The organism is Mesorhizobium sp. M1423, from assembly GCF_040317575.1.
GTDB lineage: Bacteria > Pseudomonadota > Alphaproteobacteria > Rhizobiales > Rhizobiaceae > Mesorhizobium.
Genome location: NZ_JAMYKU010000024.1, coordinates 68,239 through 94,398, shown reverse-complemented (window position 1 = coordinate 94,398; position 26,160 = coordinate 68,239). Strand labels below are relative to the sequence as shown.

The window sequence follows — 26,160 nt, the reverse complement described above, 5'->3', positions numbered from 1 at the left end:
CGCAAGCTCAGAAAGCTTCCGGGTGCATCGCCCTGGCGATCTTGCCGATCGCCTCGATGTTGGCAGGCCCAGGCGTCAGTTCGGCATAGCGCAGCGCAATGAAGTGCTCATTTTTGACCGCCTCAGTCTCCTTCATCGCCGGATGAGCTTTCAGGAAATCGAGCAGTTTTCTGTAGCCGCCGTCCTGGTAGTCGAGCAGGATAAGAAATTGCGGATTGCGGGCCGCCACCGTCTCCCAATCCCTATTGCCCCAGCTCGTCGGCATGTCGGCCATGATGTTGTCGCCGCCCGCTGCGGCGATCATGGCGCTGGGGATCGCGAACTTGCCTGATGTGAAGGGTTTGTCTTCGCCGGAGTCGTAAAGAAACACACGCGTTCCCGTGCGGTCGCCGATCTTTGCCGTGATATCGGCGAGCTGCGCCTTCCAGTCCGAAACAAGCTTTCCCGCCTCCGCCTCCTTGCCAAAAATCTTGCCCAGCTTTTCGACATCACCATAGAGCAGGTCCATCGAGGCGGCGGGGCGGTTCTGGTCGAGATGGACGCAACTTTCCGTCAGCACCAGCGTCTTGATACCGTGCGGGGCCAGCGTATCGGGCGTCACCTCGCCGCCAGGCTTCATGCCGTAATACCAGCCGGCGAAGAAGAAATCGGGCTCGACGGCGACGAGGTTTTCGAGGGTCGGGTATTTCGGCGCGAGTTCCGGGATCGCGCCCTGCTCGGCCTTGAATTCCGGACCGACCTTATACCATCCGGTGATGCCGGTCAGGCCGACGATCGATGGTTGCAGCCCCAGCGCGAAGGCCATCTCCGCCATGTTCAGATCTTGGATGACGGCGCGCTTCGGCGCGGCGTCGAACGTCAGCGGCGTGCCGCAGCTATCAACGGTTACCGGGAAAGCGAAGGCGGTCTGGGCAAGTAGGAGGGAGGCAAAAGACAGTACGAGGCGTTTCACGGATGTTGCTCCTTGGTCAAATCGGGATGTGAAGAGGCGCGGTTCGGAACGTCGAAGACCGTGAGTTCGCGGTCTTCGGTGGGATGGCGCAGCCAAAGCACGTCAACGCCGAAAATCTCGCGGATCAACTTCTTGGTCAGCGCCTCGCGCGGACTGGCAAGTGCCTGCAGGCGGGCCTCGTTCATCACCGCGACCCTGGTGGCAAATGGCGTGACAAGCGACAGATCATGAAGCACCGCCACGACGGTCATGCCAAACTGCGATACGAGTTCGAGAAGGTCGCTGCGGGCGCGCGGATCGAGATGATTGGTCGGTTCATCGAGGAACAGGATTTTGGGCTCCTGGGCGATGGCGCGCGCCAACTGGGCGCGTTGCCGCTCGCCACCGGATAGCGAGCCGATCGTGCGGCCGAGCAGCGGCAGCAGGCCGGTTCTGCGAAGTGCTTCAATGACGATGTCGCGTTGCTCGCTCCTCCGTCGCAAGCCGGCATGCGGGACGCGCCCAAGCTCGACGTAGTCGATCACGGCAAGCCGCGGATCAGGCTGGTCGGTCTGGCCAACGACCGCCATGTGCAGTGCCCGCTCGGCGGCCGAAAACCTCTCCAGCCGGCGTCCGGAAAATCTCACATCTCCCGCGCTTGGCCGCAGCGTACCGCATAGCATGCGCAGCAGCGTCGTCTTGCCGGCGCCGTTGGGGCCGATGATGGCGAGGCGGTCGCCCGGCGCTATCGAAAGGCTCACCGCGCTGACCAGGCACCGGCCATTCGTCGTCGCGCTCAGTTCACACGCTTCAAGAAGAGGCTGGGAGGCGTCCAACTTACCGTCACTTTCTCAATGGCGACGGAAGGAAGCTGGACGGACCGGCCGACAAGACCGATGTCCACGTCTCCTCCCGGCACACCCCGTCCGGTCCACTCATGCTGATGGCAGGTCTCCTGGCTCGCGGGTCTTTGCGCCATCCTGCCTTCCCAGCCTTGCCGGTCAGTGGCACTTCGGATTTTTGCTAACCGCTTACAGTTGCGGGGGCAGCCACGGCCTCGATCCGAAGATCTCACCGTGTTCCCTTTTCACCCCTTGCCTTTCGACTCGGGGACCATCAGTCAGCCACCCTAGTTTTCCGCCAATCACAGCGCAATAAGTCTTGTCAGAAGGAGCCATATAGACCTCGTGATGTAATAACGTTACATTTAAAAGGACGTTTGCCCGCTTCCTGTCAAGCCTTTTCGCGCGACGCCTGCGACTTGCCGACGACCGTCGCTCTCGATTTGCGCAGTGCGCAATTTCGATCAAACTGCCTCCGCCAGGAAGCGGCACCATAATCTTGCCAATATAAGACATGGCCAATGTAAAGACTGGGCCAATGTAAAGACTGGGCCAATGCGGAGACTGGGCCAATGCGAGGTGCCAAATGAATCCGACCGAGAAGGCGCTGTGGTTCGTCGAAAGCCATCTGCCCGAAGCAGTCTCGCTGGACGATGTCGCCAAGATCAGCGGGGTGTCGCGCTTTCATGTGACGCGGGCTTTCGGCGCGGCTACCGGCCGTTCGGTGATGAGCTACGTCCGTTCTCGCCGACTGACCGAAGCGGCGCGCAAGCTTGGCGCCGGCGCACCCGACATCCTCTCGGTCGCGCTCGACGCCGGCTATGCCTCGCATGAGGCCTTCACCCGCGCCTTCCGCGACCAGTTCGGCACCACGCCGGAACTGGTGCGCGCACAAGGCTCGCTCGACAACCTCGATCTTGTGGAGCCGATCCTGATGGACCAGTCCTTTCTCGCCACTCTCGAACCGCCGCGTTTTGAGACCAGCCGGCCGTTTCTCATCGCCGGTCTCGGCGAGCGCTACAGCTGCGAAACCAGCGCCGGCATCCCGATGCAGTGGCAGCGGTTCGGCCCCTATATTGGCAACATTCCTGGCGAGATCGGCGACGTCGCCTATGGCGTCTGCGTCAACGGCGACGACGCCGGCAATTTCGACTACATCGCTGGCGTCGAAGTGTCCGATTTTTCGGACCTGCCGAGGGAGTTTTGGCGTGTGCGCGTGCCGGCGCAGAAATACGCCGTGTTCGCCCATCGTGACCATATCTCGACCATCCGCCGCACGGTCACCACGATCTGGAACAAATGGCTGCCAGCCTCTGGGCACGAGATCGCCGATGCGCCGGAATTCGAGCGCTACGGCCCCGAATTTGATCCGCGCAGCGGCAATGGCGGGCTGGAAATCTGGATACCGGTCAAAGGGTGAGGCACGGCAGGCCGGCGCCGAAGCGCCGGAAGCGCTGCTACAACTCCAAATTCCAGTTCTGGCCGACCAGATCCTTGCCGAAGGAATGGTGGCGCTCCTCGTTGGTCAATTTAAAGCCCGCAGCCTCATAGATGTGGCGGGCGGCGGCGAGCACGTCGTTGGTCCACAGCGTCAGTGTCCTGTAACCCGTGGCGCGGCAAAAGCCGATACATTCCTCGACCAGCCGCTTGCCGATGCCGAGACCTCGCGCCGAGGGCTCGACGTAGAGCAGGCGCAATTTCGCCACCGCGTCCGACTGGCGCACGACGAAGACGGAGCCGACGACCTCGCCTTCCCGCTCGGCGATCCAGCTGCGTTCCCATTTCGGATCGAAGGATTTGACGAAGGCACCGAGGATTTCGGCGACCAGCGCTTCATAGGTTTCGTCCCAGCCATATTCCTGCGCGTAGAGCAGGCCCTGGCGATGAATAATCCAGCCGATGTCGCCGACTTGCAGAGGCCGCAGCATATAGGGAATTTTGGGCTCGGCGCTTCCGCCCAGCAAACGCTGCACCGTCTGCATGGCTTTGACCAGCCTGTCCTGTTCGGCATCCGAAAGCCGGTCGAGCAAAGCCGCGACCTGGTCGTGCGAGCCCTGGTTCAGCGGTGCGAAGGCCTGCCGCCCGGCCTTGGTCAGCGCGATCGACGAGCGCCGCGCATCCGCCTCGATCGTGGCACGCTCGACCAGATCACGCTCCTCGAACTTCTTCAGCAGCCGGCTGAGATAACCGGCATCGAGGCCGAGATCGCGCCCAAGATCGGTGGCGGTCAGGCCATCGCGATGCGCCAGCTCATAGAGCACCCGCGCCTCGGTCAGCGAGAAGGTGCTTTTCAGCAGCCCTTCGTCGAGCAGCCCGATCTGGCGGGTATAAGAGCGGTTGAAGGCCCGCACCGCGTCGATCCGCTCCTTGCCTGGGTGATGATGAATGGTCATGGCATCCTCCTCCGGGCAAGATCAGCGATTTAGTTGACTTGGTCAAGTATCTGTTTGAAGCATCCGTTTGAAGCAATTGTCCTGATGATGCTCACCGGGCGCCTTGACTCGCGCGAGTTGCCAGACTATTTCAGCGCCACGTTAGCACTCCCCCAAGATGAGTGCTAACCATGTCCGGCGCCGCCGGACGGAGGAACTGTTCTCACCATTCTCATCGAGGAATAAAAAATGGCAAAGTCGAAGTTCCGCCCGCTTCATGACCGCGTGGTCGTTCGTCGGGTCGAATCCGAATCCAAGACCGCGGGCGGGATCATCATTCCCGACACGGCGAAGGAAAAGCCGCAGGAAGGCGAGATCATCGCCGTCGGTTCCGGCGCCCGTGACGAAGCCGGCAAGCTCGTCCCGCTGGACGTCAAGGCCGGCGACCGTATCCTGTTCGGCAAGTGGTCGGGCACCGAAGTCAAGCTCAATGGCGAAGACCTTCTGATCATGAAGGAAGCCGACATTATGGGCATCATCGGCTGAATATCGGCCTCACCCTCATTTAAATCTTCGGGCTCAATCCAAGCCCCTGCCAGGAGCTAAAAATGGCTGCCAAAGACGTAAAATTCTCCCGCGACGCTCGTGAGCGCATGCTGCGCGGCGTCAACATCCTCGCCGACGCGGTGAAGGTCACGCTCGGCCCCAAGGGCCGCAACGTCGTCATCGACAAGTCGTTCGGCGCACCGCGCATTACCAAGGACGGCGTCACCGTCGCCAAGGAAATCGAGCTTGAAGACAAGTTCGAGAACATGGGCGCGCAGATGGTCCGCGAAGTTGCTTCGAAGACCAACGACATCGCCGGCGACGGCACCACGACCGCGACCGTTCTGGCACAGTCGATCGTCCAGGAAGGCCACAAGGCGGTTGCCGCCGGCATGAACCCGATGGACCTCAAGCGCGGCATCGACCTCGCCGTCGCCGACGTCGTCGCGACGCTGATCAAGAACGCCAAGAAGATCAAGACCTCGGAAGAGGTTGCCCAGGTCGGCACCATCGCCGGCAATGGCGACGTTTCGGTCGGCTCGATGATCGCGGAAGCGATGCAGAAGGTCGGCAATGAGGGCGTCATCACCGTCGAGGAAGCCAAGACCGCCGAGACCGAGCTCGAAGTCGTCGAAGGCATGCAGTTCGACCGCGGTTATCTCTCGCCCTACTTCGTCACCAACGCCGAGAAGATGGTTGCGGATCTGGAAGACGCCTACATTCTTCTCCACGAGAAGAAGCTCTCCAACCTGCAGGCCATGCTGCCGATCCTCGAGGCTGTCGTGCAGACCTCGAAGCCGCTGGTCATCATTTCGGAAGACGTCGAGGGCGAGGCCCTGGCCACGCTCGTCGTCAACAAGCTGCGTGGCGGCCTGAAGATCGCCGCCGTCAAGGCGCCTGGCTTCGGTGATCGCCGCAAGGCCATGCTGGAAGACATCGCTATCCTCACCGGTGGCCAGGTCATCTCCGAAGACCTCGGCATCAAGCTCGAGAATGTCGGCCTGAACATGCTCGGCCGCGCCAAGAAGGTGTCGATCTCCAAGGAGAACACCACCATCGTCGACGGCGCCGGCAAGAAGGCCGAGATCCAGGGCCGCGTCGCCCAGATCAAGCAGCAGATCGAGGAGACCACCTCGGACTACGACAAGGAGAAGCTGCAGGAACGTCTCGCCAAGCTGGCGGGCGGCGTTGCCGTCATCCGCGTCGGCGGTGCGACCGAAGTGGAAGTCAAGGAAAAGAAGGACCGCGTCGATGACGCCCTCAACGCGACCCGTGCGGCCGTCGAAGAAGGCATCGTTCCCGGCGGCGGCGTCGCACTGCTGCGCGCTTCGCTGAGCATCAAGGCAACCGGCGCCAACTCCGACCAGACCGCCGGCATCAGCATCGTGCGTCGCGCGCTGCAGGCTCCGGCCCGTCAGATCGCGGCCAACGCCGGTGCGGAAGCATCGATCGTTGCCGGCAAGATCCTTGAGAACAAGGGCGCGACCTTCGGCTACAACGCCCAGACCGGCGAATATGGCGACATGATCGCCATGGGTATCGTCGATCCGGTCAAGGTTGTGCGCACGGCTCTGCAGGACGCGGCCTCGGTCGCCGGCCTGCTGGTCACCACCGAAGCCATGATTGCGGAGGCTCCGAAGAAGGAGTCGGCTGGCGGCGGCATGCCTGGCGGCATGGGCGGCGGCGGCATGGGCGGCATGGGCGGTATGGATTTCTAATCCAACCCATCAGCCTTCATGTACGGAAAGGGCGGCCGAGAGGTCGCCCTTTTTCGTTGATGGGACGGAGGATGAGAGGCGGTCCGATTCCAAAGCAAGCGGAAGCATACCCCTGACCGTTTCTTCGGCGTCGGCGCAGAACGTGAATTGCAGAGCTGGAGCGTCGGCCCTTCGGCAGGGCTCCGCGCTGGCCTCGATGCCGTGGAAGCGCGAAACGTTAATGCGCCGTGACTGCGATCTCTTTCGCCGGCAATGCCCCCTCAATCAGCGCCGCGACCTCATCGGCTACCGCCAGCACCGGGGCGCGGTCGCGGGTGGCGCGTGCGATCACCATCAGCCCTTCCAGCGATGATTCGACCAGCAGCGCCAGCGCGTGCGCGCGGCGCTCGGGCACCCCTGCCCTGACGAAGGCCGCCCTGAGCAGGCCTATCCATTGCTCGAAGGCCGACCGGCACAACTCAGCCAACTCCGGCATGTCGGTCGGCGAATCCAACACCACGGGCGCGATCGGGCAACCGAGCGTGAACTGGTTGTCTTCCAGCATGCGCGCGACCGATTGGTAGATGTGGTGGACCGCCACCGCCGGATCTTTTTCGGCAGCGAGCGCGGCGTCCAGCCTCTGCGTCACATCGGCGACGCTATCGCGCGTAACCTCGACGACCAGTTGATCCTTGCCGCCCGGAAAGTGGAAGTAGAGCGAGCCTCTCGGTGCGCCTGAGGCGCTCAATATGTCGTTGAGCGACGTGCCGTGGTAGCCGCGCTGCCTTAGCAGCAGCGCCGTCGTCTCGAGTATGCGGGTGCGGGTGTCGTTCGCCATGTCAACCTCTGTCAGGAATGAGCATTATAGGCCTTGCCTCGAATATGACAACCGGTCTATATAATATGTAGATCAGTCTATATATCAATGAGGGGCGAATGCGTAGTTATCGTCTTGAAGGAACCGGCGTGACCAAGTGCCTGGTGATGCGCGACGGGACGCAGCCGACGCCGAAGCCGCACGAGATCGTCGTGCGTGTCCGCGCCACATCGCTCAACCGCCGCGATACGATGATCCTCAACGGCACCTATCCGCTGACGCCGCGCCAAGGCGTTATCCCGCTGAGCGACGGTGCCGGGGAAGTCGTTGCCGTCGGAGATGCCGTCACCCGCTTTGCCGCCGGCGACCGCATCACCGGCAGCTATTTTGCACGCTGGATTGATGGCCGCATCAATGCCGGGCTGATCGACCAGCTTGGCTGCACGCTGGACGGGATGCTGACTGAATACGCGGTGCTCGACGAGCAATGGGCGGTGTGGCTTCCCGATCTGGACTGGCATCAAGCGGCGACACTGACCTGTGCCGGCCTGACCGCTTGGAATGCCGTGACGGCGGCCGAGATGCCGAAGCCCGGGCAGTGGGTTCTGGTCATCGGTTCAGGTGGCGTCGCGCTGTTTGCGCTGCAATTCGCCAAGCTGCTCGGCTGCCGGGTCGTGGCCGTCAGCTCGCGCGGCGAGAAGCTGGACCGGCTGCGGGCGCTGGGCGCCGACCTCGTCGTCTCGACGGCCGACATGCCGGAATGGGGTGCAGCTGTGCGCGAGCAAACCGGTGGCATCGACCTCGTCGTCGAGACCGGCGGCCCGCCGACCTTCGCGCAATCGATGATCGCCTGCGCGCTTTACGGGCGCATCGTGCTTCTCACCATACAGGATGCGAAAGGCGGGACGGTGCAGATCCCCGGCCCGGTCTACCAGCGCAGCCTCGCCACCATCAGCCGCCTCTTCGTCGGCAATCGCACCAACCTCGAAGCCATGCTGCGCGCCATCTCGGTGCATCGGCTTAAGCCTGTCATCGACAAGGTGTTCGCCTTCGACGAGGCCCAAGACGCCTACCGTTATTTCCAGCAAGGCGACGTCTTCGGGAAAGTGGTCGTCGACGGCGCCTGACTGGTTCGCCCCCAAAATCTGATCGACCCCCTCAAATCAAAGGAGAGACACAATGACCATTCGTGAAGCAGAGGCCCAATGGCAGGGATCGTTGAAAGAAGGTTCGGGCCGGCTGAGGCTAGGCAGCGGCGTATTCGAAGGCGCCTACTCGTTCCCGTCGCGTTTCGAGAACGGTCCCGGCACCAACCCCGAGGAATTGATCGCGGCGGCGCATGCCGGCTGCTTCTCGATGGCGCTGAGCGCCATCCTGGGCCGCGAAGGTTATACTCCCGCACGCATTCACACGATCGCGAAAGCGCATCTCGGCGCCACCGCGGCCGGACCGACGATCACCCGTATCGAGTTGGAGACGGAGGCAAGCGTGGCCGGGCTGGCTGCCGGGGATTTCGAGCGGCTGGCGCAGACGGCCAAGGAGAGCTGCCTCGTGTCGCGGGCGCTGGCCGGCGTCGCGGCGATCACGCTCAAGGCCCGCCTCGTCGAAACCGTTGCTGATCACTGAAGGGAAGGAATATCCAATGACACAGGAACTCATCATCGACATCGCCGCGGCCAAACGCTCCGCCGAGACGGCCGAGATCATGCGGCGCTACAACGACGTCTTCCAGCGCCACGACCCGTCGGCGCTCGACGATCTGGTGGCGGAAGATTGCGTGATCGAGAACACCACGCCGGCCCCGGACGGCGCCCGCCGCATCGGCAAGGGCGCCTGCGTCGAACTGTGGTCGGCGATCGCGACCGGACCCGGCACGCGCTTCGACATCGAAGAAACCTTCGTCGCCGGCGACCGGGCAACGATCCGCTGGCGCTACTGGATGGCCGACGGCAATTCGCTGCGCGGCGTCAACCTGATGCGCGTGGCGGACGGGCAGATTGTCGAGGCCATGGGCTACGTGAAGGGATAGCGCTTGGCGCGACAAGCTGCCGTCAGCAAGCTGCACCGCGCGCGCATCCTTGCGATATAGATCCTTGATCGGCTCCTGCGCGGCGCGCAATGTCGTGATGTCCATGCATATTCTCCAGTCGTGAGATGTCGCTGTTGGAAATCGTGTGTCATTGCCGGGTTACTCCGGCACGCTCACACCCGAGCCCCCGAGTTCGGCGGGGAAGTCTTTCAGCTTCGGCAATCCGTCCTTCATCGGCAGGACCGTCTCGGCGTAGTTGACATGAACCCCCGGCGTGAACTTCACCGTCGGTATCGTGGCCGCATAGACGTCTACCAGTCCGAGCGGCGGATGATCGGTCATCAGATGGCCGCCGCACTTCGTGCAGAACTGACGGTCGCTCATGTTGGACTTCTCGAAGCCGGACAGGAACTCCTCGCCCTTGGTGACCTTGACGTTTTCCGGCTTCCACAGCGTGAACGCGTTCACGGGAGACGCCGACCACGAACGACAGGAACTGCAATGGCAGTAGCCCATCGCCTCGGCCGCTCCGTGCACTTCGATTTCCACGGCGCCGCAAAAACATCCGCCCTTATGTACCGTCATGACTTAGATCCTCATTTTTCTTGAGTTCGACTGCGCTCAGCAGCTGATTTGAGACAGAGCTCAGCGCCGACGGGGTTTAAAGCTTCCGGCAATGAACGGAATGACGGGGCGTCCGCCTCACTTGACAGCGCGTCCGGAACTCGAAAGGGATGTCGCGCCGGGTTGCCGCGCAACTTACGGGACATGGATGGAATGGCCGGGGACGCTCTGTCTGACCTCTTGAAAAAGGTGCGTCTCACCGGCGCGACGTTTTTCGACATCAAGGCTCAGGATCCATGGGCCGTCTGCTCGCCTGCCCCGTCATCGATACTGCCGAAGGTCCTGCCCGGCGCGGACCACCTGATTTCCTATCACGTGGTGACGGCCGGCCGTTGCTTTGCTCGCATCGTGGGCAAGGAGGCGATCGCGGTGGAGGCCGGCGAAGTCGTGGTCTTCACCCACAGCGACCCGCACATCATGTCGAGCAATCCCGAGCTCGCGGCCGATCCTCCGACCGCCGATGTCCTGGAGATCGCGTCCGCCAGCCAAATGCCGTTCCACATCAACCATGGCAGCGACGGGTCGATCTCGGCTAGGCTCGTTTGCGGTTATCTTGCCTGCGACGCACAGCCATTCAATCCGCTGCTCGATGCATTGCCCCCGGTGATCAAGGCCGGGGACGTGAAAGGCGATGCCGGCTGGCTTGGCCAATTCATCAGATTGGCAGTCTCGGAAGTGGCGGAAAAGCGGGCTGGCAGCGAGACCGTGCTCACCAAGCTCAGCGAGCTCATGTTCGTCGACGTCCTGCGCCGCTATGTGGAGTCGCTTCCACCGCAACACACCGGCTGGCTGGCGGGCCTGCGCGACCCGCACCTGCGCAAGGCGCTGGCGCTGATCCACGATCGGCCCGAGCACAATTGGACCGTGGAGGCGCTGGCGAAGGAGGCCGCGCTGTCGCGCACCGTGCTCGCCGAGCGTTTCACCAGGCTCGTCGGGATGCCGCCGGTGCACTATCTCGCCAAATGGCGGATGCAGATTGCCTCGGAACTGCTCAGCACCGGCAACAGCAACGTCGCAAACATAGCGGCGGAAATCGGCTACGAGTCCGAGGCGGCGTTCAGCCGTGCCTTCAAGACGATGATCGGCGTCCCCCCATCGGCCTGGCGGCTGGGTGTTCGCGCTGCGCCCGGTTTCGGCGGCGGCGAGGCTCCCGAAACCGAAGGCGGACCCGCCGATCCGCAGCGGTAAGAGCAATTCCAGGAAAGGTGCGAAACGGTTTCCGTCCGGAATTGCGTCAAAACAAAGAGATCTACCGGTCCGCCAGCGCCAGTTTGGCGCCGAGCATGACAAAGGCTCCGGCGAAGGTGCGGCGCATCCAGGTCAGCACCTTCGGCCGCGACACGACATGGCTGCGGACCGACGCCGCGAAGATGCCGTAACCGACAAAGACCACGAAGGTGAGCAGCATGAAGACGCTGCTGAGCTCCAGCATCTTCGACAGCGCATGCGATTCGGTGGTGCTGACGAATTGCGGCAGGAAGGCAAAGAAGAAGATCGACAGCTTCGGATTGAGGATGTTGATGAGGATGCCCGAAGTGATCACTTTGCCGGCCGAGCGCGGCGCGACATTTTCGTCGACGCTCAGGCCGCCCTTCTCCTTCAGCGTGTTCCAGGCCATGTAGAGCAGGTAGGCGACGCCGAGATATTTCAGCGTCTCGAAGGCGACGGCGCTGGTGTGCAGCAGAGCCGCGAGGCCGGTGATGGCGGCCGCCATATGCGGAATGATGCCGAGCGTGCAGCCGAAAGCGGCAATGATGCTGGCACGCGCACCACGCGAAAGCCCGGCGCTCAGCGTATAGAGAACGCCAGTGCCGGGCGAAGCCACGACAATCAGCGACGTCAACAGGAATTCGATGCTCACAGATGGTCTCCCGGTGCTGGCCCTGCCGCCGGCAGCGTAATCAGCGAAACGTGCGGGCACAAGCCAGCCTGAGAGCCTATCCGCATTCAGATCATGCTATTGGCGTGCAGCTTGCTATCCGCGATGGGCTGCCGAACTTCCCAGTGTTCGACTAGCTTACTCTCGTTCAGCCTGAAAATGTCGACGATGGCCAAGCCCTCCTCTTCGGGTTCGCGTTTTGCGTGCATGTGCACGATGACGAAATCCCCTTCGGCAAAAATCCGCTTCACCTCTCCCCTCACGAGGGGAAATGACTGTTTGAGCTGCTGCAGATAGGCTTTGAAGCCGTCCGCACCATCCGCAATGTTCGGATTATGTTGGATGTAGCGTTCGCCAAAATGCATCGAAGCAGCTTCGATGTTGCCCTGGTTTACTGCTTTGTCGATGAAGTCCAGGACGATCGTCTTGTTGGTCTCGAGCGAATTATAACTCTTGGCTGTAACTGGATTTGATGGTTCGTCACGCATGTTTTGCTCCGTGAGGTGCCTGCTTCTGCCTGGTGTGAACAGGAGCGTCCGCACGCCGACATTGCCAACATAATCAGCCACGCTTGTGAGATGGTCGATATGCCATTCCGCTAGATTCTTATCCAATCGTCTAATATCGTTGTCCGATTCATCATCGGAGGATGGTTCTCATGGATGCCTTGTCCGAAGTTCTTGCTTCGCTGAGATTTGGCAGCGCCATGATCGGCAGCGCGACCCTGCATCGGCCATGGGGTATTTCGGTCGATCCGATAAGGAATGCCGCCATCCACGTCATACAGAACGGCGAATGCTGGCTGCGGCTAGCCGGTGAAAAGGAGCCGATCCGCTTAGGCGAGGGAGACGTCATCCTTGTCGCGAGCGGTATCGGGCATGCCCTTTGCAATCCGGCGGATGCACCGACGGCATCGATATCCGCCGTCCTTTCCGCAAATCGGAGCGGACTGGAACCGAAAAGCGAGAGCGGCGCGACAACTCTTCTTTGTGCGAGATATTCACTCGACGGCGTCGGACCATATCCGATGGTTTCGCTGCTTCCACCGCTGATCCATTTGACCCGAAATCAGATCGACACCAGCGAGCCGCTGCGGCTTGCCCTGGAACTTCTGCAGGTCGAAGCAAAAAGCAATCTCGGCGGTCACGACATTGTCGCCCCACGTCTTCTCGACAGCACGTTGATCTTCTTATTGCGTGCCTGGATAGAACATCAGCCTCTCGGAACAGGCGGATGGTTTGGCGCCTTACGCGATAAAGGCATTGCGCAGGCTTTGCGCCTGATCCACGAGCGGCCGGATGGTCCCTGGACTATCGCTTCCCTTGCCAGCGGCGCGGCACAGTCCCGGGCCACCTTCGCGCGTCGCTTCGCTCAACTCGTGGGACAGCCGCCGCTGTCCTATGTGACTCGATGGCGGATGAACCTTGCCGCCAAGGCTCTGCGGGAAACGAACCAGAACATTGGCGAGATCGGGCGCGCCGTCGGATATGAGTCGGTGCCGTCGTTCTCGCAGGCATTCAAACGGTTGACCGGACGATCGCCCGGCCTCTACCGCAGCGACTTTCGCTCATCTGACTGACGAATTTCAAAAGTGAGACGCCAGCCCGAGGGCCGTCATTACAGCGTCGGCAGTCCGTGAGCCAGGCGCGCCATCAGGCAGTCGTCATCGCCCGGCATGCAGGCGCGGCAGACGTCGGGACGGATCTCGTAGATGCCGCAGGCGGTCGACTTGCCGACCTCGCCGCACAGTGCCGAACAGCGCGCGCCGTCGCAGCGCATGCCGGCTTCATCGGCAGCCACGTATTTTTGCGGGATAAGGTCGAGCTGCGCGTCATCCTCGGTTGAAAAGCGCGGCCATCTTGACGAGTAGGCGCAGCAGGCGCCACAGGTCTGGCAATCGAAGGCAACCGGATCGGCGCCCTCTTGTGGCGACAAAAAATCCTCTGCGACCGCCAGGGCAAGCAGCCTTGGCGCAGATTTCCGGCCGGCATTTTGCTGCAAGGGTGCTATTTCTTCTTCGGCTTGCGCGGCGGTGCTTCGGCCGGCGACCTGAACAGATCGGTACCCGCTTCGGCGGCTTCACCGGTTTTTGGTGCGGCGGCCGGCTTGGCCGGCTTCACGGCGGCAGCAGGCGCGGCTGGCTGGCCCTTGGCGGAAAACTTGATTGCCATATCAATCCTCGTCAGAGAAACGCGATGATGGCGCATTCGGATTGCGAAGGCGGCCGATGAGCGCCGAAACGGCCGTGATGTTCATTTCTTCGGGCGACCAGTTCCTGGCTTCCTCGATGTGCCGGGGCGCCAGCTCGCGATGCGTGCTGCCGCTGTAGGCGGCGTCCTGATAGGTCACGCGCTCGTGGGTCTTGGCGTTTTCCCGGACGTATTCGATCAGATAATTGGGGCATTCGGCACGGCCGCGCACGCCGAGCCGCACCTGGGCATCGCCGTGGACACGCCGGCAGCGCTCGAGCTTTTCGAGCACGCGCCGGACATATTCGACCGGCTTGTCGAGTTCACCCACGACATCGGCGATGGTCGAATCGGCGGCGATCGCCTTTTGAGGCACGCGTTTGGTGGCCATCAGCGTTTGCCCGCGCGTTTCGGCGAGGCCGCGAGCGCTGCCGCCATGTCGTCGGCTTCCTTTTCCAGGCGCAGTTCGCGCAGCCGCGCGGTCTTGGCTTCGCGCGCCTGGCTGACGGCATCCCGTTCGGAATTGATGCGGTCGAGCGACATCGACTGGGTCCGCGTCTTGCTAAAAATGGATTCGGCCTGGTGGTCGCGGGGTCTTTTTGAAGTTGCGGTCAAGGTCTTTCTCCCGGTTCGGAGCGCGCCGCCGAAAAGTGGCGAGACTGGTCTTTCGGCCAGGATCCCGCACAAAGCAATACGGCAGCCGGTTTCAAATTGCTGGAACGTCCTCAGAGACCGTTTGGAAATTCTACTCTGACGGCCGTCTGATAGCCGTCAGAGCGAATTTCGAAACAGCCTCTTAGCACGTCCGGGCCGTCGAGCAGCGCTCTTTCGGCGGTCGAAGCGCAAAAATGAAAAAGGCCAGGCACCGCCTGACCTTCCATGAGAGCGCATGCGCATCCCGAGAGACGCGCAAAGAAACGTTCTTCTCATGCGCATGAACGGGGACTTAACCTCCCGCGATCATGTGCTGGAATTTGCCATTCACCGGTGCCAGTACATCCGTGGTCACCGGTGAGGCTGAATTCCGTTTTAGGCCGCCTTCAACTGGTCGGCGGACATCTTGCCCGACTTGTTGTCGCGGACCATCTCGTAGCCAAGCTTCTGGCCCTCGACGATGTCGCGCATTCCGGCGCGCTCGACGGCTGAGATGTGGACAAAAACGTCGGCAGAACCGTCGTCAGGCTGAATAAAACCAAAACCCTTGGTGGCGTTGAACCATTTAACTGTGCCTGTGCTCATAACGAACCCTTTCCATGGCAAATATTCGTTCGCCGTCATGCGGATGCACAACAACGTTTGTCTCGATTTTGATGGGGAAGTTCGTCAAAGGCGCGCCTCGGCACGCGGATAACAAAAGTCGGTCAAACAAACATCGACAAAATTCTTGTAGACTTCTTTGCGCGCTGTGTCAATTTTTTGATTTGCAACACTCGTGGAGATGCGCGGCGGCGGCAAATACGACAGCGAAAACCGGGCTATTGCCCGCCGAAAAAACCACTTAGCCGGGAACCATTTTGGCGCCGGAGCATTTTTTCGGTGTCGAACGCCGTTCTCGAAAGAGCGATCTTGAGAAAAGGCGGACGACCACCAGGACGCCCCCCGCGCAGATAAAAGGCACGAGGGGCGTTCCTGTGTGATGCGACCATTCGCGCCGCCGCCCCCTGCTCCTCACACCATGCCGCGACTGAGCCCGCCATCCACCGGCAAAGCCACGCCGGTAATATAGGCGGCGGCGTCGCTGGCCAGGAATGCTGCAACCGCACCGAATTCGGCGGGAGTGCCGTAGCGCTTTGCCGGGATATCGGCCTGACTCTCGGCGGCGATCACGGCAGCGTCGACACCCCTGTCGGCGGCGTCCATGGCGTCGAACTGTTTGGTCCGGTCCGTCGCAAAACGGCCAGGCAGCAACAGGTTGACGGTAACGCCGTCCGCCGCCACTTCGCCGGCCAGGGTCTTGGCCCAGCCAGCGAGCGACGCACGCAGCGCATTCGAGGCGGTAAGGCCGGGGATCGGCTCGCGGACGGAAGTCGAGGAAACGGCGATGATGCGTCCCCAGCGCCGCGCCCGCATGCCTGGCAGGAAAGAAATGGCAACGCGCATCTGGCTCAGCACCATGCTGGTGAACTGCTTCTCCCAGACGCTCGCATCGAAGACGCTGGCCGCGAAGGGCGGCGGGCCGCCGCCATTGAGCAGGACGATGTCGATCCGCTGATGCTCGTCCTCGACGGCATGGATCAGCCGGGAGACGCTGTCGTGGTCGGAGAGGTCGGCGCTGAAGGTCGAGCAGATGTGGCCGGCGGCCTCGATCGCGCGCCGCGCCACATCCAGGGTCGCCTCCCCTCGTCCGACCAGGATGATCTCGGCGCCTTTCGCCGCGAGCGCTTCGGCAACGCCGAAACCGAGGCCCTTGCCTCCGCCGAGAACAAGCGCCCTCCGCCCCTCAAGATTTGCATCCATCAAGCCAAGCCTCCTGCTGGTTTCACTGGCTATTTCGAGCGACTTCCCTAGCGGACATGCACGATAGCGTCGGCTTCGACCGGAACATTGGCCGGCAAGCCGGCCATGCCGAGCGAGCAGCGGGCGTGCTCGCCACGCTCGCCGAAAACATGGAGCAGAAATTCGGATGCTCCGTTGCCGACCTCCGAATAGGCCGAAAAGCCGGCCGTCGCATTCACATAGACGGTCAGCTTGGCGAATTTCACGACACGGTCAAGATTGCCGTCCAGTTCCTTGTCCAGCCAATAGACGATGTTGGCCGCGCAGAGCCGGGCGGCGTTCTGCGCAGCAGCCAGATCGATCTCTCTGCCGACCTGGCCGATCGCGGCGATCTCCTGCGCGATCTCGGGAATCTGACCGGAGACATAGACGATGTCGGCGACCCGAACCGTCGGCGAGAACGGCAAAGCAGGCCGCTCGAGCGACGGCCAGGCGACACCGAACTCCTCAAATCTTCTTCTGTAGGACAAGGTGGCTGCTCCTGTTTTCGTTCGTGCGAGCGGACCTTGAATTCAGATCGGGCTTTCGGATAGCCTGATAGTGCTGACACAGCTATCAGGAATTCTTATGACTGGAGATATCGACGTCAGGCTGCTGCGCGCCTTCGTCACCGTGGCCGATACGGGAACGGTGAGCCGGGCGGCCGATCGACTTGCCCGCACCCAGGCGGCGGTGAGCATGCAGCTTCAGCGCCCCGAGGGTGAAGTCGGCGCCGAGCTGCTGCGCCGTTCGCCGCGCGGCGTGACGCTGACCGAGGCCGGCGAGATCCTGCTCGCCTTCGCCCGCAAGGCCATCGCGATCGGGGACGATGCCAGGCGCGAGATAGAAGGCCGCAGGCTGGTCGGCCGTGTCCGGCTGGGCATCATCGAGGATTTGGCGGTGACACGGCTGCCGCTGATCATTGCCGACTTCCGCCGCCGGCATCCTTCCGTGGAGATCGAGCTGACATCGGCCAGCAGCGCCGATCTCAGCAAGTCGCTGGGCGAAGGAAAATGCGACATCGTCATGGCCGATCCGGCGCGCTTCACAAAGGCGCCGCGAGGTCATCTGTCACGACAGCTGGTCTGGGCGGCAAGCCGCATGATCGAGATCGATGACGAGGTCGAGCTTCCGCTGGTCATCTTCGAAGGCGCCTGCTCCTGGCAGGACAGAATGCTGGCCTCGCTCGCCGAGGCCGGGCTCGGCTGGAAGATCGGCTGCCGCGTGTCGACTTTCGCGACGCTGATCTCGGCGCTGAGGGCCGGGCTTGGCATCGGCCTTCTGCTGCAGGAAGGACTGCCGCCCGACTGCCAAAGCCTCAACGGACGCTTCAACCTGCCGCCGGCGCCGATGGCGGATTTCGGCGTCTACCTTGCGAGGGACCCGTCCCGGCTGGTCGAGGAGTGTGGCGATTTCCTGCGGGCGGGATTCGAAGTCTAACGAAACGATCCGACGTCATTCACCGTTCCTGGTCGGTCGGGCGGATGACGATCTCGTTGACGTTGACGTGCGCCGGCTGGCTCACGGCGTAGAGAATGGCCGCGGCGATGTCCTCGGCGGCCAGCGCCTCCATGGCGGCGAGCCGCTGGTCGAGCCCAGTCTTCGCCGCCGGATTGGTGATATGGTCGCCGAGCTCGGTGCGCACCAGGCCGGGTTCGATGACGGTGACGCGAACCTTGTCGGAGTAGACTTCGCGGCGCAGCGATTCGGAAAAGCCGACGACGCCGAACTTGGTTGCGGCATAGCCGCTGGCGCCGGGATTGGCGACGCGGCCGGCGACCGACGAGACATTGACGATGTGACCCTTGGCGGCCCTGAGATGCGGCAGCGCCGCTTTGGTGACACCCATCAGCGCCAGCAGGTTGAGCTCGACCATGCGGCGCCAGTCATCGAGCACCGCCTCGGCGGCCGGCGACAGAAGCATCACCCCGGCATTGTTGACGAGGATGTCGAGGCGGCCCCATTCGGCGACAACCTTGTCGACCATGGCGGTGACATCGTCGTTGCTGGTGACGTCGGCCGCGATACGGAGTGCCGTGCCGCCGGCCTTTTCGATACGCGCGGCCAGCGCTTCGAGGCGATCGGCGCGGCGGGCGGCAATCGCCACCTTTGCCCCGGCGGCCGCGAGCGCCACAGCGGTTGCCTCGCCGATGCCCGACGAGGCGCCGGTGACAAGAGCGACCTTGCCGGCCAGTGCGGAAGAAACAGCTGTCATTGTGGAGTCTCCAGAGCCCCTGCCCGATCTTCAGATAGGCCGCGGGCCGCGAAGTGGAAGACCAGCTTGTCGGTTGCTCGGCTCATTCGTCGGGGCCGGGCTCCGGCCATGGTTCCTTCGCCGCCTCCGCATACCAGTGGCGCATCGCCGGCATCGAAAGCACGGCATCGACATAGGCGCGGGTGTCGGGCGCCAGCGTGCCGCCATAGGTGTCGAAGCGGGTGACGACCGGCGCGTACATGGCGTCGGCCGCGGTGAAATGGCCAAACAGGAACGGCCCGCCTTTGCCGTATTTTTCCCGGCATTGCCGCCACAGATCCTCGATGCGCGCCCGTTGCGCCTCACCTTCGGCGTCGAGCGGCTTGTGGCCTTTTGGCCGGCGCAAATTCATCGGCCAGCCATAGCGGACCTCGCGAAAGCCGGAATGCATCTCTGTCGCCGCCGAGCGGGCGTGCGCGCGAGCGCCGATATCGGCCGGCCAGAGCTTCTTGTCGGGAAACAGGTCGGCAAGATATTCAAGGATGGCAAGGGTTTCCCAGACGATCCGGATCTCGCCATTCGGCAGCCGATGGTTCAGCACCGGCACCTGGCCGGTCGGCGATATCCTGGCCAGATTGGCGGCGGTCTCGGGCGTGCGCAGGCGCACAAAACCTTCCTCGAACGGTATCTCCAGATGCTTCATCGCCAGCCATGGCCTCAGTGACCAGGACGAGAAGCATTTGTTGCCGATGAAGAGCGTGAATTCAGCCAAGATGGTCTCTCCGTGTCGAGCCCAGCGGCTCAGTTTGCTTGTGCCGTGGCCAATTATGCCGCCGGCGTGACGCCGGCGCGAGCGCGGATGGCGGCGACCGCCTTGGTGATATCCGCATTGACCAGCAGCGCCTCGCGACCGGCCGCGATGGTGAGGTCGACCTGATCGACCGGCAATTTCAGCCGCGTCGGGACAGCGTTCAGCTTGGCCTGTGTCGCCTGGTCGAGGTCGGCAAAGGACAGATATTGGACCACGAGTTCAACATCGCGGCAATCCCAGCCGGCAGTCGAGCCGCGATAGGCAGCCACGGTCGAGATCGGCAAAGCACAGCGGTAGCGGACCAATTCACCGCGCCATTGCGAGACGGCCAGCTTCAGTGCGTCGGCTTCGTCGCGCACCGCGGCCGCCATGGTGGTGCTCGTCACGGCGTCGAGCAACTCGCTAAGCCGCGGTCCGTGGATAGACTTGGCCCAGCTCACGTCGTTGTCGGCGCCGGCGTCGGCAACGATGAAAAGCAGCGTCCTCAACCGGACAGCGGCGGCCGGCGACAGCGGACCATAGGGGGTGCCGGCGGCGGAGCGCTCCAGGGTAAAGCCGGTGACGCCGAGATTATCGGTCAGACCACCGTCCAGCAATTTCACATAGTCGAGGGGATCGGCGTTTTGATAGGAATCGAGCGCGCTGGCATAGGCCTTGAGCCTGATCGAGGCATTGTGATCGGCCAGTGCCCGGCTCAACCATTGCGGCCTGCGGTAGCCGCAATCCGGGCTGGTGGCGGAAACCACGATCGGCGCGAAGACCACCGGCACGGCAGCGGAAGCCGCGACCGCATCAGCCAACCGCATCTTGTCGAGATCGCTACAAAGCGCCGCGAAAGTGTCGTAGCTGAACAGAAATGGCGTGCGGTTATAGATATCGGACGCGTTGATCCAGATGATGGGCCGGTCCGGCTTGGCGAACGCCTCGAATGTCGCATCGTCGAAGAGATTGTCGTTCAGCCATTTGGCAAAACCGCTGCGGTCATTGACGCCGCCATAGTAGGCGCGGACAAGGTTGAACGGCGACAGCCTTGTTCGAAGGTCGGCCTCAGCATTCTGGATCAGGAACCGTTCGCGAAAGTCGCGGTAGCCGTCCTCGCCCTTGTAGCCGAAATAGGCGGCAGTCACCGCGCCGCCCGATGCACCGGAAATCATCCTGATGTCATCGACCAGCGTGCGCCGCCGCGGCTGCTCGTCGATGACGATGTCGTCCAGCGCCCGCAGAACGCCGTAGGAGAAGGCCGCGGCCCGGGTGCCGCCACCGGAGAAGGCGAGGCCGAGCACAGTCGAGCCGTCGTCGCCCGGATCTGGAATGAAAGCCGGCGACGGCCTGCCGGCTTCGGGCGTAAAGACGTTGATCGGCCCGACATCATCGGCGACGCAGCCTGCCAAAAGCATGGACGTCGCAACGGCACAGGCAAGGCGAAAACGCATCGAAATCCCCCCGGGCAGAGCCTAGCCGCATTACCGCGCCGGGTGCAACCGGTTGTCCGGCGATGCATGGAACCGAAGCGGTGCCTGACCGTTTGCCTCGCAAATAAAACTCCCGAACTCCAGGAGATGCGCGATGGTGAACAAGGATCAGGTGGCAGGCGTCGCCAAGCAAGCCAAGGGCTCGGTCAAGCAGGCCGCCGGCAAGGCCACCGGCAACAGGCGCACCGAGGCCGAAGGCGACGTCGACAAGGCGACCGGCAAGATGCAGAAGGCTTACGGCGACGTGAAGGACAAGGTGAAGAAGGCGCTTTGACACTGACCCCCTTCGCGAACCAGGAAAAAGGCGGCTCGGCCGCCTTTTTTGCGCCCTCTCTTACCGTAAGAAAGTCAGGCTGTTGCTGTATGCATTGGTGAAGGTGACCTCGCCATGATTTCCGGCGGCTTCGCCCAGCACCACATCCATGCTGTTTCCGGTCACCCGCGCCAAGGCAAAGCCGCCCATGAAGGCGGCCTTCGGTTTGAACAAGTCGAGCCCGTCACGGCGGTAGATCATCGGCGTTGCGTGCTGGTGGCCATGGAAGATGCCGACGACATTGTAGCCTTTCAGCACGGCCAGCAGCGCCTGCCTGTCGACTTCGCTCCACCAATGCGGCGGACCCGTGCCGCTGTCGTCGAAGGTTCTCTCGGCGGCGTCCCATCTTTCGATCGAAAAGGTATCCCAGCCATAATGCTGGAACAGGATGACCGGGCGGCCGTCGCCGGCATAGGTGGCAAGGTCCTGCTTCAGCCATGGCAGGCTGCTGGCGGCGCCGTGGCCGGTATCGCCGGCAAAACGGTGCGTCTGGACAAGATGCAGACCGCCCCAATCCCATGAATAGCAGTCGGTCTCGACGTCGTAGTCGGTCGCCGGCGCAGGCGGCTTGAAGAACACGCCGGGGCGGTGGTTGACCTCAACATAGTCTCGCATTTCGCGGCGGTACCAGTCGACATGCGAGCGCGGGCCGTTCTGGTCGAGGTCGTGGTTGCCAAGGCCGACATAGACCGGAATGTGCACGCGGTCGGGGCCGACGCCCTGCTGGTAGCGCTGGCTGAACTGAAGCAGCTGCGTGCCCTCGCTGGGCTGGGTGATCTGGCCGCCGCCGTCATCGGTGATGTCGCCGCCAACGACGAGGCCGAGCGGCGTGCTGATTTTGCCCGTCGAGCGCAGGCCGGTGGCAACGCCATCGATTTCGGCCGGCCATTGTCTGTCACCGACGCCGTTGAGTGCGGCGACATTGCGCAGCAAGGCAGCGTCAGTCTTGCCCTCCTGCTCGCAATGCGGGCTCAATCCGTTCGCCATTCGGCAGGCATGGACATCAGCGATAAACAGGAAGGTGGCGTCGATCGGCGGGATGCGCTGCCCGGTCTGGCCGAAGGCCGGGCGCGAAACGGCGCCGGCCACGGCAAGGGCCGCTGCCTGCATCAGGAAGCTGCGCCGGGAAACCGGTGGGGCGGGAATGCGATGCATCATGCGCTAAAATTCAGCACGACGCGGACCGGCAGTCCAGTTGCTCGCAAAGTATGTCGACACGTTCTCCCAGGTCTGGCATTGCTTTCGGCATTCAACTTGCGCGGGCAGAGGAGGACGGCATGAAAACTGCATCCATCGGCATGACAATGGCCATTCTGGCGGTGACGAGCGCAGCGCATGGCGCCGAGTGCATCGACGTCAAATCGGCCAAGGCCGGCTTCATTCTCGAAAGGCCTGGCATCCACAGCGAATTTCGACCGGCAGCGGGCGGAATGGTGGCCGTTGCCAACAAATACCAGTCGCAATCGCCGCAGTCGCAGTACCTGTTCGGCGGACTGATCGAGGTGTTTCGCGACAGCAGCACGGGGCAGCTGGCGATGATCCCGTTTTCCGATCTCAGGAAGGTGTTCCCGCTGAAGGCGGGGGCTAAGAACAAGATCGTGTTTGCCCGCCTCGCACCGAACAAGCCGCCGAAGGGCACCGAGACGCTGGAGATCAACGTCAAGGGCAAGGAGACGTTCAGCCTGGGTGAATGCAAATACTCCGTGCTCGCGGTCAAGCAGACGATCAGGAGCGAGGCCGGCGAGACGCGGGACGAGTTTACCGCGCTTTACGCACCCGACTTGCAGGCAGTTGTGGCCAGGCGCTATGACGAGGGCACCAGCGCCGAAAGCGTGGTCGGCTACGAGCTGATCAAGCCGCTGCCGAATTAAGAGCTCGGCCTCCCCACCTCGGTCATAGTGAGCGACGGCGGCGCCTCTGTCCTGCCGGCGTCAAGGGGCCTTGTGCAGTATCCTGCGACGTCGCCTCGTGACTCCCTGTTCCAAGGCCATCAGGCAGTCGCGCAGCACTCTTGTGTCCTGTGCGGTCTTGGCCATCGACATGGCGCCGGAATAGGTGGCGACGGCGAGCGCTGCGAAGCGCTGCGGATCGGTGCCCTGCTCCCGGCCCGCCTGCTGGTCGGCCCTGATCTTGTCGGCAATCGCCTGACGCCAGGCCGAAAAAATGTCGGCAAGGGCAATGCGGAAATCCGGATCGGCAAGCGACAGTTCGTGCGCCAGATTGTTGAGCGGGCAGCCGCGCACGAATCCCTGCTGCTCCAGCTCCGCCGCGACGGCCGCGAACACGGCGCGCACGCCCTCCCGCGCCGAGCCGGCCCTCCGCACTGGCGCGATCCAGGTCTCCTCGACGGCGGCGGCGACCCGCTCCTCGATCACTGCAAGCGCCAGCGCCTTCTTGGTCGGAAAATGGTGGTGCAGCGCGCCGCCGGTGACGCCCGCCGTCGCCATCAGGTCGCCCATGCTGGAGGCGTGATAGCCGCGTGCCTGAAACGCCTCTTCGGCGACATCGAGCACCTTTTTGCGCATGCCTTCGGGGTCATTGGTGCGTTTTTTAGCCCGCGCCTTTGGGCGGGCTGTGGTCACTGCTGACATCTTCACACGATAGCAGATTGACAAAACAGGACAACCGGTCTGTTTTGTAAAACAGGATGACTGTCCTGTTTTGGAGATCGCGCAATGAACCTGCCTTTAAACGCCATGCCTAAATCCGATCTGCTCGCCTCGCCCGTCGTCGAACTTCGGCAATACACGCTGAAACCTGGCCGACGCGAGACGCTGATCGGCATCTTCGACAATCATTTGATCGAGGGCCAGGAAACCGCGGGCATGACCATCATCGGCCAGTTCCGCGACCTCGACCGGCCAGATATGTTCGTCTGGTTGCGCGGCTTCGACGGCATGATCGCGCGGAAGCATGCGCTGGCCGCCTTCTATGACGGGCCGGTATGGGCTGCCTGGCGCGACGCCGCCAACGCCACGATGATCGATTCTGACGACGTGCTGCTGCTGAAGCCGGCTTGGCCGGGCGCCGGCCTAGACCTCTCGGGATTGCAGCGAGTACCCCAGATGGATCTCCAAAAACCGAGCGCAAGCAGCGCTTTGCAGGCAATTGTTGTCATCAAGATTCATCACTTGCGGCCGGGCCTCGAAGCCCGTTTCGCCAAGGAGTTCCAAACCGCAGCTCTTCCGGTGCTCGCCGCATTTGGCGCACGGCCACTTGCCGCCTTCGTCACCGAACATGCCGAAAACAGCTTTCCGCGGCTGCCGGTGCGGGCCAGCGAAAACGTCTTCATCAGCGTCACGGGTTTCGACAGCGCCGAAGCCCATGCCCGCCACGAGGCGGCCTTGGCCGCCTCCCTAGACTGGCAGGCGCTTCAGCAGACCGTACAACGGGAATTCGCCAGGCCCGCGGAGGTTTTGCGTCTGTTACCGACGGCGCGATCGCTGCTCGGGCAGCACCCAATTTCGGTATGAACCAACATCGTCGACGCCTCCTACGTCGCCGGAGCCTGCTGGTTCATGCCTGAAAGTGTCTGGCATGGATCGCCTGGTAACGCGCCGTCCAGGCGGTTGCCTGCTCCAGGTCAAGGGAAACGCGAAGCAGCCGGTGGTCCTCGTTCTTGCGGCCAATGAGCTGGATGCCAATCGGCAGGCCGCCTTTCGACTGGAACAGCGGCAGGCTGGCGGCGGGTTGCCCGGTGACATTGAAGATTTCGGTGAAGGGCGCAAAGCCGTAGGCCCGGCTCGCCCAAGCCTCGTAATCGAAGACAGCACCATCGCCATGGATGGCGCCAAGCCGGGGCGGCAGGTCGGCCGTCGTCGGCGTCATGATCAGGTCGAAAGCATCGAACGCCATCGCCATCGCCAGCGAAGCGCTGTGCACATGGTCCTGCGCCCTGAGATAGTCGGCGGCCGAAGACCGCCGAAAACAGTCGAGAGCGTGACGAGTGAGGCTTTCGATTTCGCCGACCTCCGGCATCCGCCCGATCTCGTCGGCGCGCTCGTCAACCAGCCGCGCGACCTCCGACATCCAGAAGATGCTCCAGTCCGCTTCGGCGCTGGCTTCCCGCGGGAAACGCGCCTCTGTGACCTCGTGCCCCATATCCTCGAGGAGGATCATCGCTTCGCGAAATTTTTCCTCGATCTCGGGCGCGACAGGCGTACCGTCCGGCCGGTGCGCCAGGCACGCGACGCGCAGATGCTCGCCGGGCGAAGACAGCCAGTCCAGGTAGGACGGCACCGATTTTGACACGGAGTAAGGCGCTCCTTGTTCTGGACCGGCAGTTATGTCCAGCATGGCGGCGCTGTCCCGAACGGTGCGGGACAGGACGTTGTCGGCGTAGAGCCCGGCGCCGACCTGACCTCGACAGGGGCCGACAGGCGTGAGTCCGCGCGACGGCTTCATGCCGAACACGCCGCAACAGGCAGCCGGCACCCGGATCGAGCCGCCGATATCGGAACCGTGGGCGACCGCCACCATGCCGCTTGCCACCGCGGCAGCAGCTCCACCGCTTGAGCCGCCCGCCGTCAGCGAAAGATCCCAAGGGTTCAAGGTGGGGCCGCGAAAGCTGGGTTCGGTGACGAAGTCATTGGCGAATTCAGGCGTGTTTGTCTTGCCCAGCAAGATCAGACCGGCGGCCCGCCAGCGCCGGACGATCTCGCTGTCGGGTTTCGGCGCGGCATCCTTGAAGTAGAGCGACGAGTGCGTCGTCGGCCACTCCCGCACATGCACGCCGGTGTCCTTGACCAGGAAAGGAATGCCGGCGAGTGCGGCGTGCCGGTTGCAGCTTGCCGCCGCGGAAAGCGCCCGGTCCGCATCGATCAGTGTCACGGCATTGATGGCGGGATTGATGCTTTGGATTGCTTCGATAGCCGCCTCGACGACCTCGACAACGGACAGTTCGCCCGAACGAACGTGCCCGGCCAGGGCGACGGCATCCAACGCCACATATTCGGAAAGGTTCATGACT

At 62.8% G+C, this 26,160-nt stretch carries 32 protein-coding genes and 1 riboswitch; of the genes, 12 read left to right on the top strand and 20 right to left on the bottom strand.

Going from position 1 to position 26,160, the window contains the following annotated elements:
* Window positions 1–7: 7 nt before the first annotated feature.
* Both NKG95_RS25895 and NKG95_RS25890 read right to left on the bottom strand, forming a co-directional pair.
* Window positions 8–952 carry an ABC transporter substrate-binding protein gene (locus NKG95_RS25895; protein WP_353042889.1) on the bottom strand — a complete coding sequence of 315 codons (945 nt, stop codon included), beginning with the start codon at window positions 950–952 and terminating at the stop codon, window positions 8–10.
* Window positions 949–1,767, bottom strand: coding sequence for an ABC transporter ATP-binding protein (locus tag NKG95_RS25890; RefSeq protein ID WP_036244226.1), 819 nt, complete (start codon window positions 1,765–1,767; stop codon window positions 949–951). Before NKG95_RS25890 ends, NKG95_RS25895 begins: the two co-directional genes overlap by 4 nt.
* A 92-nt stretch (window positions 1,768–1,859) precedes the next feature.
* Window positions 1,860–2,064, bottom strand: a riboswitch (cobalamin riboswitch).
* 295 nt (window positions 2,065–2,359) lie between these two features.
* Here NKG95_RS25890 and NKG95_RS25885 point away from each other — a divergent pair.
* Window positions 2,360–3,193: a GyrI-like domain-containing protein gene (locus tag NKG95_RS25885; protein ID WP_353042888.1), complete on the top strand. Its 834-nt coding sequence runs from the start codon at window positions 2,360–2,362 to the stop codon at window positions 3,191–3,193.
* Window positions 3,194–3,230: 37 nt separating this feature from the next.
* On the opposite strand, the gene NKG95_RS25880 is transcribed toward NKG95_RS25885, so the two are convergent.
* Window positions 3,231–4,166, bottom strand: a complete 936-nt coding sequence (locus NKG95_RS25880; RefSeq protein WP_353042887.1) for a bifunctional helix-turn-helix transcriptional regulator/GNAT family N-acetyltransferase — start codon at window positions 4,164–4,166, stop codon at window positions 3,231–3,233.
* 228 nt (window positions 4,167–4,394) lie between these two features.
* Here NKG95_RS25880 and groES point away from each other — a divergent pair, with 228 nt between their 5' ends.
* Together groES and groL are read left to right on the top strand one after the other, a co-directional pair.
* Window positions 4,395–4,691: a co-chaperone GroES gene (gene groES, locus NKG95_RS25875; RefSeq protein WP_006333965.1), complete on the top strand. Its 297-nt coding sequence runs from the start codon at window positions 4,395–4,397 to the stop codon at window positions 4,689–4,691.
* Window positions 4,692–4,753: 62 nt separating this feature from the next.
* Window positions 4,754–6,409 carry a chaperonin GroEL gene (gene groL / locus NKG95_RS25870; RefSeq protein ID WP_352481739.1) on the top strand — a complete coding sequence of 552 codons (1,656 nt, stop codon included), beginning with the start codon at window positions 4,754–4,756 and terminating at the stop codon, window positions 6,407–6,409.
* Window positions 6,410–6,626: 217 nt separating this feature from the next.
* Here the strand turns inward: groL and NKG95_RS25865 are convergent, their stop codons facing one another.
* Window positions 6,627–7,226 carry a TetR/AcrR family transcriptional regulator gene (locus NKG95_RS25865; protein ID WP_352495553.1) on the bottom strand — a complete coding sequence of 200 codons (600 nt, stop codon included), beginning with the start codon at window positions 7,224–7,226 and terminating at the stop codon, window positions 6,627–6,629.
* Between the two features lie 98 nt (window positions 7,227–7,324).
* Here NKG95_RS25865 and NKG95_RS25860 point away from each other — a divergent pair, with 98 nt between their 5' ends.
* Genes NKG95_RS25860 through NKG95_RS25850 form a run of 3 tightly spaced genes read left to right on the top strand, consistent with a single transcriptional unit; the run spans window position 7,325 to window position 9,234 of the window.
* Window positions 7,325–8,332 carry a zinc-dependent alcohol dehydrogenase family protein gene (locus NKG95_RS25860; protein ID WP_353042886.1) on the top strand — a complete coding sequence of 336 codons (1,008 nt, stop codon included), beginning with the start codon at window positions 7,325–7,327 and terminating at the stop codon, window positions 8,330–8,332.
* Window positions 8,333–8,384: 52 nt separating this feature from the next.
* Complete coding sequence (locus NKG95_RS25855) at window positions 8,385–8,831, top strand: OsmC family protein (protein ID WP_023722760.1); 447 nt, start codon at window positions 8,385–8,387, stop codon at window positions 8,829–8,831.
* A gap of 16 nt (window positions 8,832–8,847) precedes the next feature.
* Window positions 8,848–9,234, top strand: a complete 387-nt coding sequence (locus NKG95_RS25850; RefSeq protein ID WP_352578271.1) for a nuclear transport factor 2 family protein — start codon at window positions 8,848–8,850, stop codon at window positions 9,232–9,234.
* Window positions 9,235–9,393: 159 nt separating this feature from the next.
* Here the strand turns inward: NKG95_RS25850 and NKG95_RS25845 are convergent, their stop codons facing one another.
* Window positions 9,394–9,819 (bottom strand): GFA family protein, encoded by a 426-nt coding sequence (locus NKG95_RS25845; RefSeq protein ID WP_031195266.1) that lies wholly within the window; start codon window positions 9,817–9,819, stop codon window positions 9,394–9,396.
* Between the two features lie 192 nt (window positions 9,820–10,011).
* Here NKG95_RS25845 and NKG95_RS25840 point away from each other — a divergent pair, with 192 nt between their 5' ends.
* The gene (locus tag NKG95_RS25840; RefSeq protein ID WP_353042885.1) at window positions 10,012–11,046 is read left to right on the top strand and encodes an AraC family transcriptional regulator; all 1,035 of its coding nucleotides are present in this window, start codon (window positions 10,012–10,014) and stop codon (window positions 11,044–11,046) included.
* Between the two features lie 61 nt (window positions 11,047–11,107).
* On the opposite strand, the gene NKG95_RS25835 is transcribed toward NKG95_RS25840, so the two are convergent.
* Window positions 11,108–11,719 (bottom strand): LysE family translocator, encoded by a 612-nt coding sequence (locus tag NKG95_RS25835; protein WP_352848387.1) that lies wholly within the window; start codon window positions 11,717–11,719, stop codon window positions 11,108–11,110.
* Window positions 11,720–11,805: 86 nt separating this feature from the next.
* Window positions 11,806–12,225, bottom strand: a complete 420-nt coding sequence (locus NKG95_RS25830; protein WP_352859387.1) for a nuclear transport factor 2 family protein — start codon at window positions 12,223–12,225, stop codon at window positions 11,806–11,808.
* Window positions 12,226–12,395: 170 nt separating this feature from the next.
* Here NKG95_RS25830 and NKG95_RS25825 point away from each other — a divergent pair, with 170 nt between their 5' ends.
* On the top strand, window positions 12,396–13,316 hold the full coding sequence (locus tag NKG95_RS25825) for an AraC family transcriptional regulator (protein ID WP_352481745.1): 921 nt from the start codon (window positions 12,396–12,398) through the stop codon (window positions 13,314–13,316).
* Between the two features lie 38 nt (window positions 13,317–13,354).
* Here the strand turns inward: NKG95_RS25825 and NKG95_RS25820 are convergent, their stop codons facing one another.
* From NKG95_RS25820 to NKG95_RS25790, 7 genes are all read right to left on the bottom strand, one after another.
* Window positions 13,355–13,672, bottom strand: coding sequence for a YkgJ family cysteine cluster protein (locus NKG95_RS25820; protein ID WP_036245865.1), 318 nt, complete (start codon window positions 13,670–13,672; stop codon window positions 13,355–13,357).
* Between the two features lie 71 nt (window positions 13,673–13,743).
* The gene (locus tag NKG95_RS25815; protein ID WP_023722752.1) at window positions 13,744–13,908 is read right to left on the bottom strand and encodes a hypothetical protein; all 165 of its coding nucleotides are present in this window, start codon (window positions 13,906–13,908) and stop codon (window positions 13,744–13,746) included.
* A gap of 1 nt (window position 13,909) precedes the next feature.
* Entirely contained in the window at window positions 13,910–14,317 is a 408-nt protein-coding gene (locus NKG95_RS25810) for a hypothetical protein (RefSeq protein ID WP_023722751.1), read from the bottom strand.
* On the bottom strand, window positions 14,317–14,541 hold the full coding sequence (locus NKG95_RS25805) for a hypothetical protein (RefSeq protein ID WP_353042884.1): 225 nt from the start codon (window positions 14,539–14,541) through the stop codon (window positions 14,317–14,319). Before NKG95_RS25805 ends, NKG95_RS25810 begins: the two co-directional genes overlap by 1 nt.
* 414 nt (window positions 14,542–14,955) lie before the next feature.
* A complete protein-coding gene (locus tag NKG95_RS25800) occupies window positions 14,956–15,165 on the bottom strand; it encodes a cold-shock protein (protein ID WP_010915421.1) in 210 nt (69 codons plus the stop codon).
* 429 nt (window positions 15,166–15,594) lie between these two features.
* Entirely contained in the window at window positions 15,595–16,383 is a 789-nt protein-coding gene (locus tag NKG95_RS25795; protein ID WP_023722748.1) for an SDR family oxidoreductase, read from the bottom strand.
* Between the two features lie 47 nt (window positions 16,384–16,430).
* Window positions 16,431–16,892 carry a RidA family protein gene (locus tag NKG95_RS25790; protein ID WP_031195259.1) on the bottom strand — a complete coding sequence of 154 codons (462 nt, stop codon included), beginning with the start codon at window positions 16,890–16,892 and terminating at the stop codon, window positions 16,431–16,433.
* 97 nt (window positions 16,893–16,989) lie between these two features.
* Here NKG95_RS25790 and NKG95_RS25785 point away from each other — a divergent pair, with 97 nt between their 5' ends.
* Entirely contained in the window at window positions 16,990–17,841 is an 852-nt protein-coding gene (locus NKG95_RS25785; protein WP_353042883.1) for a LysR family transcriptional regulator, read from the top strand.
* A gap of 19 nt (window positions 17,842–17,860) precedes the next feature.
* On the opposite strand, the gene NKG95_RS25780 is transcribed toward NKG95_RS25785, so the two are convergent.
* The 3 genes from NKG95_RS25780 to NKG95_RS25770 form a co-directional block, all read right to left on the bottom strand.
* A complete protein-coding gene (locus tag NKG95_RS25780; RefSeq protein WP_023722745.1) occupies window positions 17,861–18,616 on the bottom strand; it encodes an SDR family NAD(P)-dependent oxidoreductase in 756 nt (251 codons plus the stop codon).
* Between the two features lie 82 nt (window positions 18,617–18,698).
* Window positions 18,699–19,367, bottom strand: a complete 669-nt coding sequence (locus NKG95_RS25775; protein ID WP_023722744.1) for a glutathione S-transferase family protein — start codon at window positions 19,365–19,367, stop codon at window positions 18,699–18,701.
* Window positions 19,368–19,420: 53 nt separating this feature from the next.
* The gene (locus tag NKG95_RS25770; protein WP_353042882.1) at window positions 19,421–20,839 is read right to left on the bottom strand and encodes a patatin-like phospholipase family protein; all 1,419 of its coding nucleotides are present in this window, start codon (window positions 20,837–20,839) and stop codon (window positions 19,421–19,423) included.
* A gap of 133 nt (window positions 20,840–20,972) precedes the next feature.
* Here NKG95_RS25770 and NKG95_RS25765 point away from each other — a divergent pair, with 133 nt between their 5' ends.
* On the top strand, window positions 20,973–21,152 hold the full coding sequence (locus NKG95_RS25765; RefSeq protein WP_352481754.1) for a CsbD family protein: 180 nt from the start codon (window positions 20,973–20,975) through the stop codon (window positions 21,150–21,152).
* A gap of 60 nt (window positions 21,153–21,212) precedes the next feature.
* On the opposite strand, the gene NKG95_RS25760 is transcribed toward NKG95_RS25765, so the two are convergent.
* Window positions 21,213–22,349: a metallophosphoesterase gene (locus tag NKG95_RS25760; protein ID WP_353042881.1), complete on the bottom strand. Its 1,137-nt coding sequence runs from the start codon at window positions 22,347–22,349 to the stop codon at window positions 21,213–21,215.
* 119 nt (window positions 22,350–22,468) lie between these two features.
* On the opposite strand from NKG95_RS25760, the gene NKG95_RS25755 reads away from it, so the two are divergent.
* Window positions 22,469–23,062 (top strand): hypothetical protein, encoded by a 594-nt coding sequence (locus tag NKG95_RS25755; RefSeq protein WP_023722740.1) that lies wholly within the window; start codon window positions 22,469–22,471, stop codon window positions 23,060–23,062.
* Window positions 23,063–23,122: 60 nt separating this feature from the next.
* Here the strand turns inward: NKG95_RS25755 and NKG95_RS25750 are convergent, their stop codons facing one another.
* Window positions 23,123–23,716: an LmrA/YxaF family transcription factor gene (locus NKG95_RS25750; protein WP_353042893.1), complete on the bottom strand. Its 594-nt coding sequence runs from the start codon at window positions 23,714–23,716 to the stop codon at window positions 23,123–23,125.
* Between the two features lie 150 nt (window positions 23,717–23,866).
* Between NKG95_RS25750 and NKG95_RS25745 the strand changes: the two genes are divergently transcribed.
* On the top strand, window positions 23,867–24,664 hold the full coding sequence (locus NKG95_RS25745) for an NIPSNAP family protein (protein ID WP_353042880.1): 798 nt from the start codon (window positions 23,867–23,869) through the stop codon (window positions 24,662–24,664).
* A gap of 43 nt (window positions 24,665–24,707) precedes the next feature.
* On the opposite strand, the gene NKG95_RS25740 is transcribed toward NKG95_RS25745, so the two are convergent.
* A complete protein-coding gene (locus tag NKG95_RS25740) occupies window positions 24,708–26,156 on the bottom strand; it encodes an amidase (protein ID WP_353042879.1) in 1,449 nt (482 codons plus the stop codon).
* Between the last annotated feature and the right edge of the window lie 4 nt (window positions 26,157–26,160).

What these genes read in the sequence shown, in the direction of transcription:
- NKG95_RS25825 (WP_352481745.1), top strand. Translation starts at nt 12,396, where the DNA reads ATGGATGCCTTGTCCGAAGTTCTTGCTTCGCTGAGATTTGGCAGCGCC.
- NKG95_RS25795 (WP_023722748.1), bottom strand. Translation starts at nt 16,383, where the DNA reads ATGGATGCAAATCTTGAGGGGCGGAGGGCGCTTGTTCTCGGCGGAGGC.
- NKG95_RS25855 (WP_023722760.1), top strand. Translation starts at nt 8,385, where the DNA reads ATGACCATTCGTGAAGCAGAGGCCCAATGGCAGGGATCGTTGAAAGAA.
- groL (WP_352481739.1), top strand. Translation starts at nt 4,754, where the DNA reads ATGGCTGCCAAAGACGTAAAATTCTCCCGCGACGCTCGTGAGCGCATG.
- NKG95_RS25740 (WP_353042879.1), bottom strand. Translation starts at nt 26,156, where the DNA reads ATGAACCTTTCCGAATATGTGGCGTTGGATGCCGTCGCCCTGGCCGGG.
- NKG95_RS25760 (WP_353042881.1), bottom strand. Translation starts at nt 22,349, where the DNA reads ATGATGCATCGCATTCCCGCCCCACCGGTTTCCCGGCGCAGCTTCCTG.
- NKG95_RS25745 (WP_353042880.1), top strand. Translation starts at nt 23,867, where the DNA reads ATGAACCTGCCTTTAAACGCCATGCCTAAATCCGATCTGCTCGCCTCG.
- NKG95_RS25785 (WP_353042883.1), top strand. Translation starts at nt 16,990, where the DNA reads ATGACTGGAGATATCGACGTCAGGCTGCTGCGCGCCTTCGTCACCGTG.
- NKG95_RS25840 (WP_353042885.1), top strand. Translation starts at nt 10,012, where the DNA reads ATGGCCGGGGACGCTCTGTCTGACCTCTTGAAAAAGGTGCGTCTCACC.
- NKG95_RS25750 (WP_353042893.1), bottom strand. Translation starts at nt 23,716, where the DNA reads ATGCGCAAAAAGGTGCTCGATGTCGCCGAAGAGGCGTTTCAGGCACGC.
- NKG95_RS25780 (WP_023722745.1), bottom strand. Translation starts at nt 18,616, where the DNA reads ATGACAGCTGTTTCTTCCGCACTGGCCGGCAAGGTCGCTCTTGTCACC.
- NKG95_RS25880 (WP_353042887.1), bottom strand. Translation starts at nt 4,166, where the DNA reads ATGACCATTCATCATCACCCAGGCAAGGAGCGGATCGACGCGGTGCGG.
- NKG95_RS25765 (WP_352481754.1), top strand. Translation starts at nt 20,973, where the DNA reads ATGGTGAACAAGGATCAGGTGGCAGGCGTCGCCAAGCAAGCCAAGGGC.
- NKG95_RS25885 (WP_353042888.1), top strand. Translation starts at nt 2,360, where the DNA reads ATGAATCCGACCGAGAAGGCGCTGTGGTTCGTCGAAAGCCATCTGCCC.
- NKG95_RS25845 (WP_031195266.1), bottom strand. Translation starts at nt 9,819, where the DNA reads ATGACGGTACATAAGGGCGGATGTTTTTGCGGCGCCGTGGAAATCGAA.
- NKG95_RS25800 (WP_010915421.1), bottom strand. Translation starts at nt 15,165, where the DNA reads ATGAGCACAGGCACAGTTAAATGGTTCAACGCCACCAAGGGTTTTGGT.
- NKG95_RS25755 (WP_023722740.1), top strand. Translation starts at nt 22,469, where the DNA reads ATGAAAACTGCATCCATCGGCATGACAATGGCCATTCTGGCGGTGACG.
- NKG95_RS25830 (WP_352859387.1), bottom strand. Translation starts at nt 12,225, where the DNA reads ATGCGTGACGAACCATCAAATCCAGTTACAGCCAAGAGTTATAATTCG.
- NKG95_RS25860 (WP_353042886.1), top strand. Translation starts at nt 7,325, where the DNA reads ATGCGTAGTTATCGTCTTGAAGGAACCGGCGTGACCAAGTGCCTGGTG.
- NKG95_RS25865 (WP_352495553.1), bottom strand. Translation starts at nt 7,226, where the DNA reads ATGGCGAACGACACCCGCACCCGCATACTCGAGACGACGGCGCTGCTG.
- NKG95_RS25850 (WP_352578271.1), top strand. Translation starts at nt 8,848, where the DNA reads ATGACACAGGAACTCATCATCGACATCGCCGCGGCCAAACGCTCCGCC.
- NKG95_RS25770 (WP_353042882.1), bottom strand. Translation starts at nt 20,839, where the DNA reads ATGCGTTTTCGCCTTGCCTGTGCCGTTGCGACGTCCATGCTTTTGGCA.
- groES (WP_006333965.1), top strand. Translation starts at nt 4,395, where the DNA reads ATGGCAAAGTCGAAGTTCCGCCCGCTTCATGACCGCGTGGTCGTTCGT.
- NKG95_RS25815 (WP_023722752.1), bottom strand. Translation starts at nt 13,908, where the DNA reads ATGGCAATCAAGTTTTCCGCCAAGGGCCAGCCAGCCGCGCCTGCTGCC.
- NKG95_RS25810 (WP_023722751.1), bottom strand. Translation starts at nt 14,317, where the DNA reads ATGGCCACCAAACGCGTGCCTCAAAAGGCGATCGCCGCCGATTCGACC.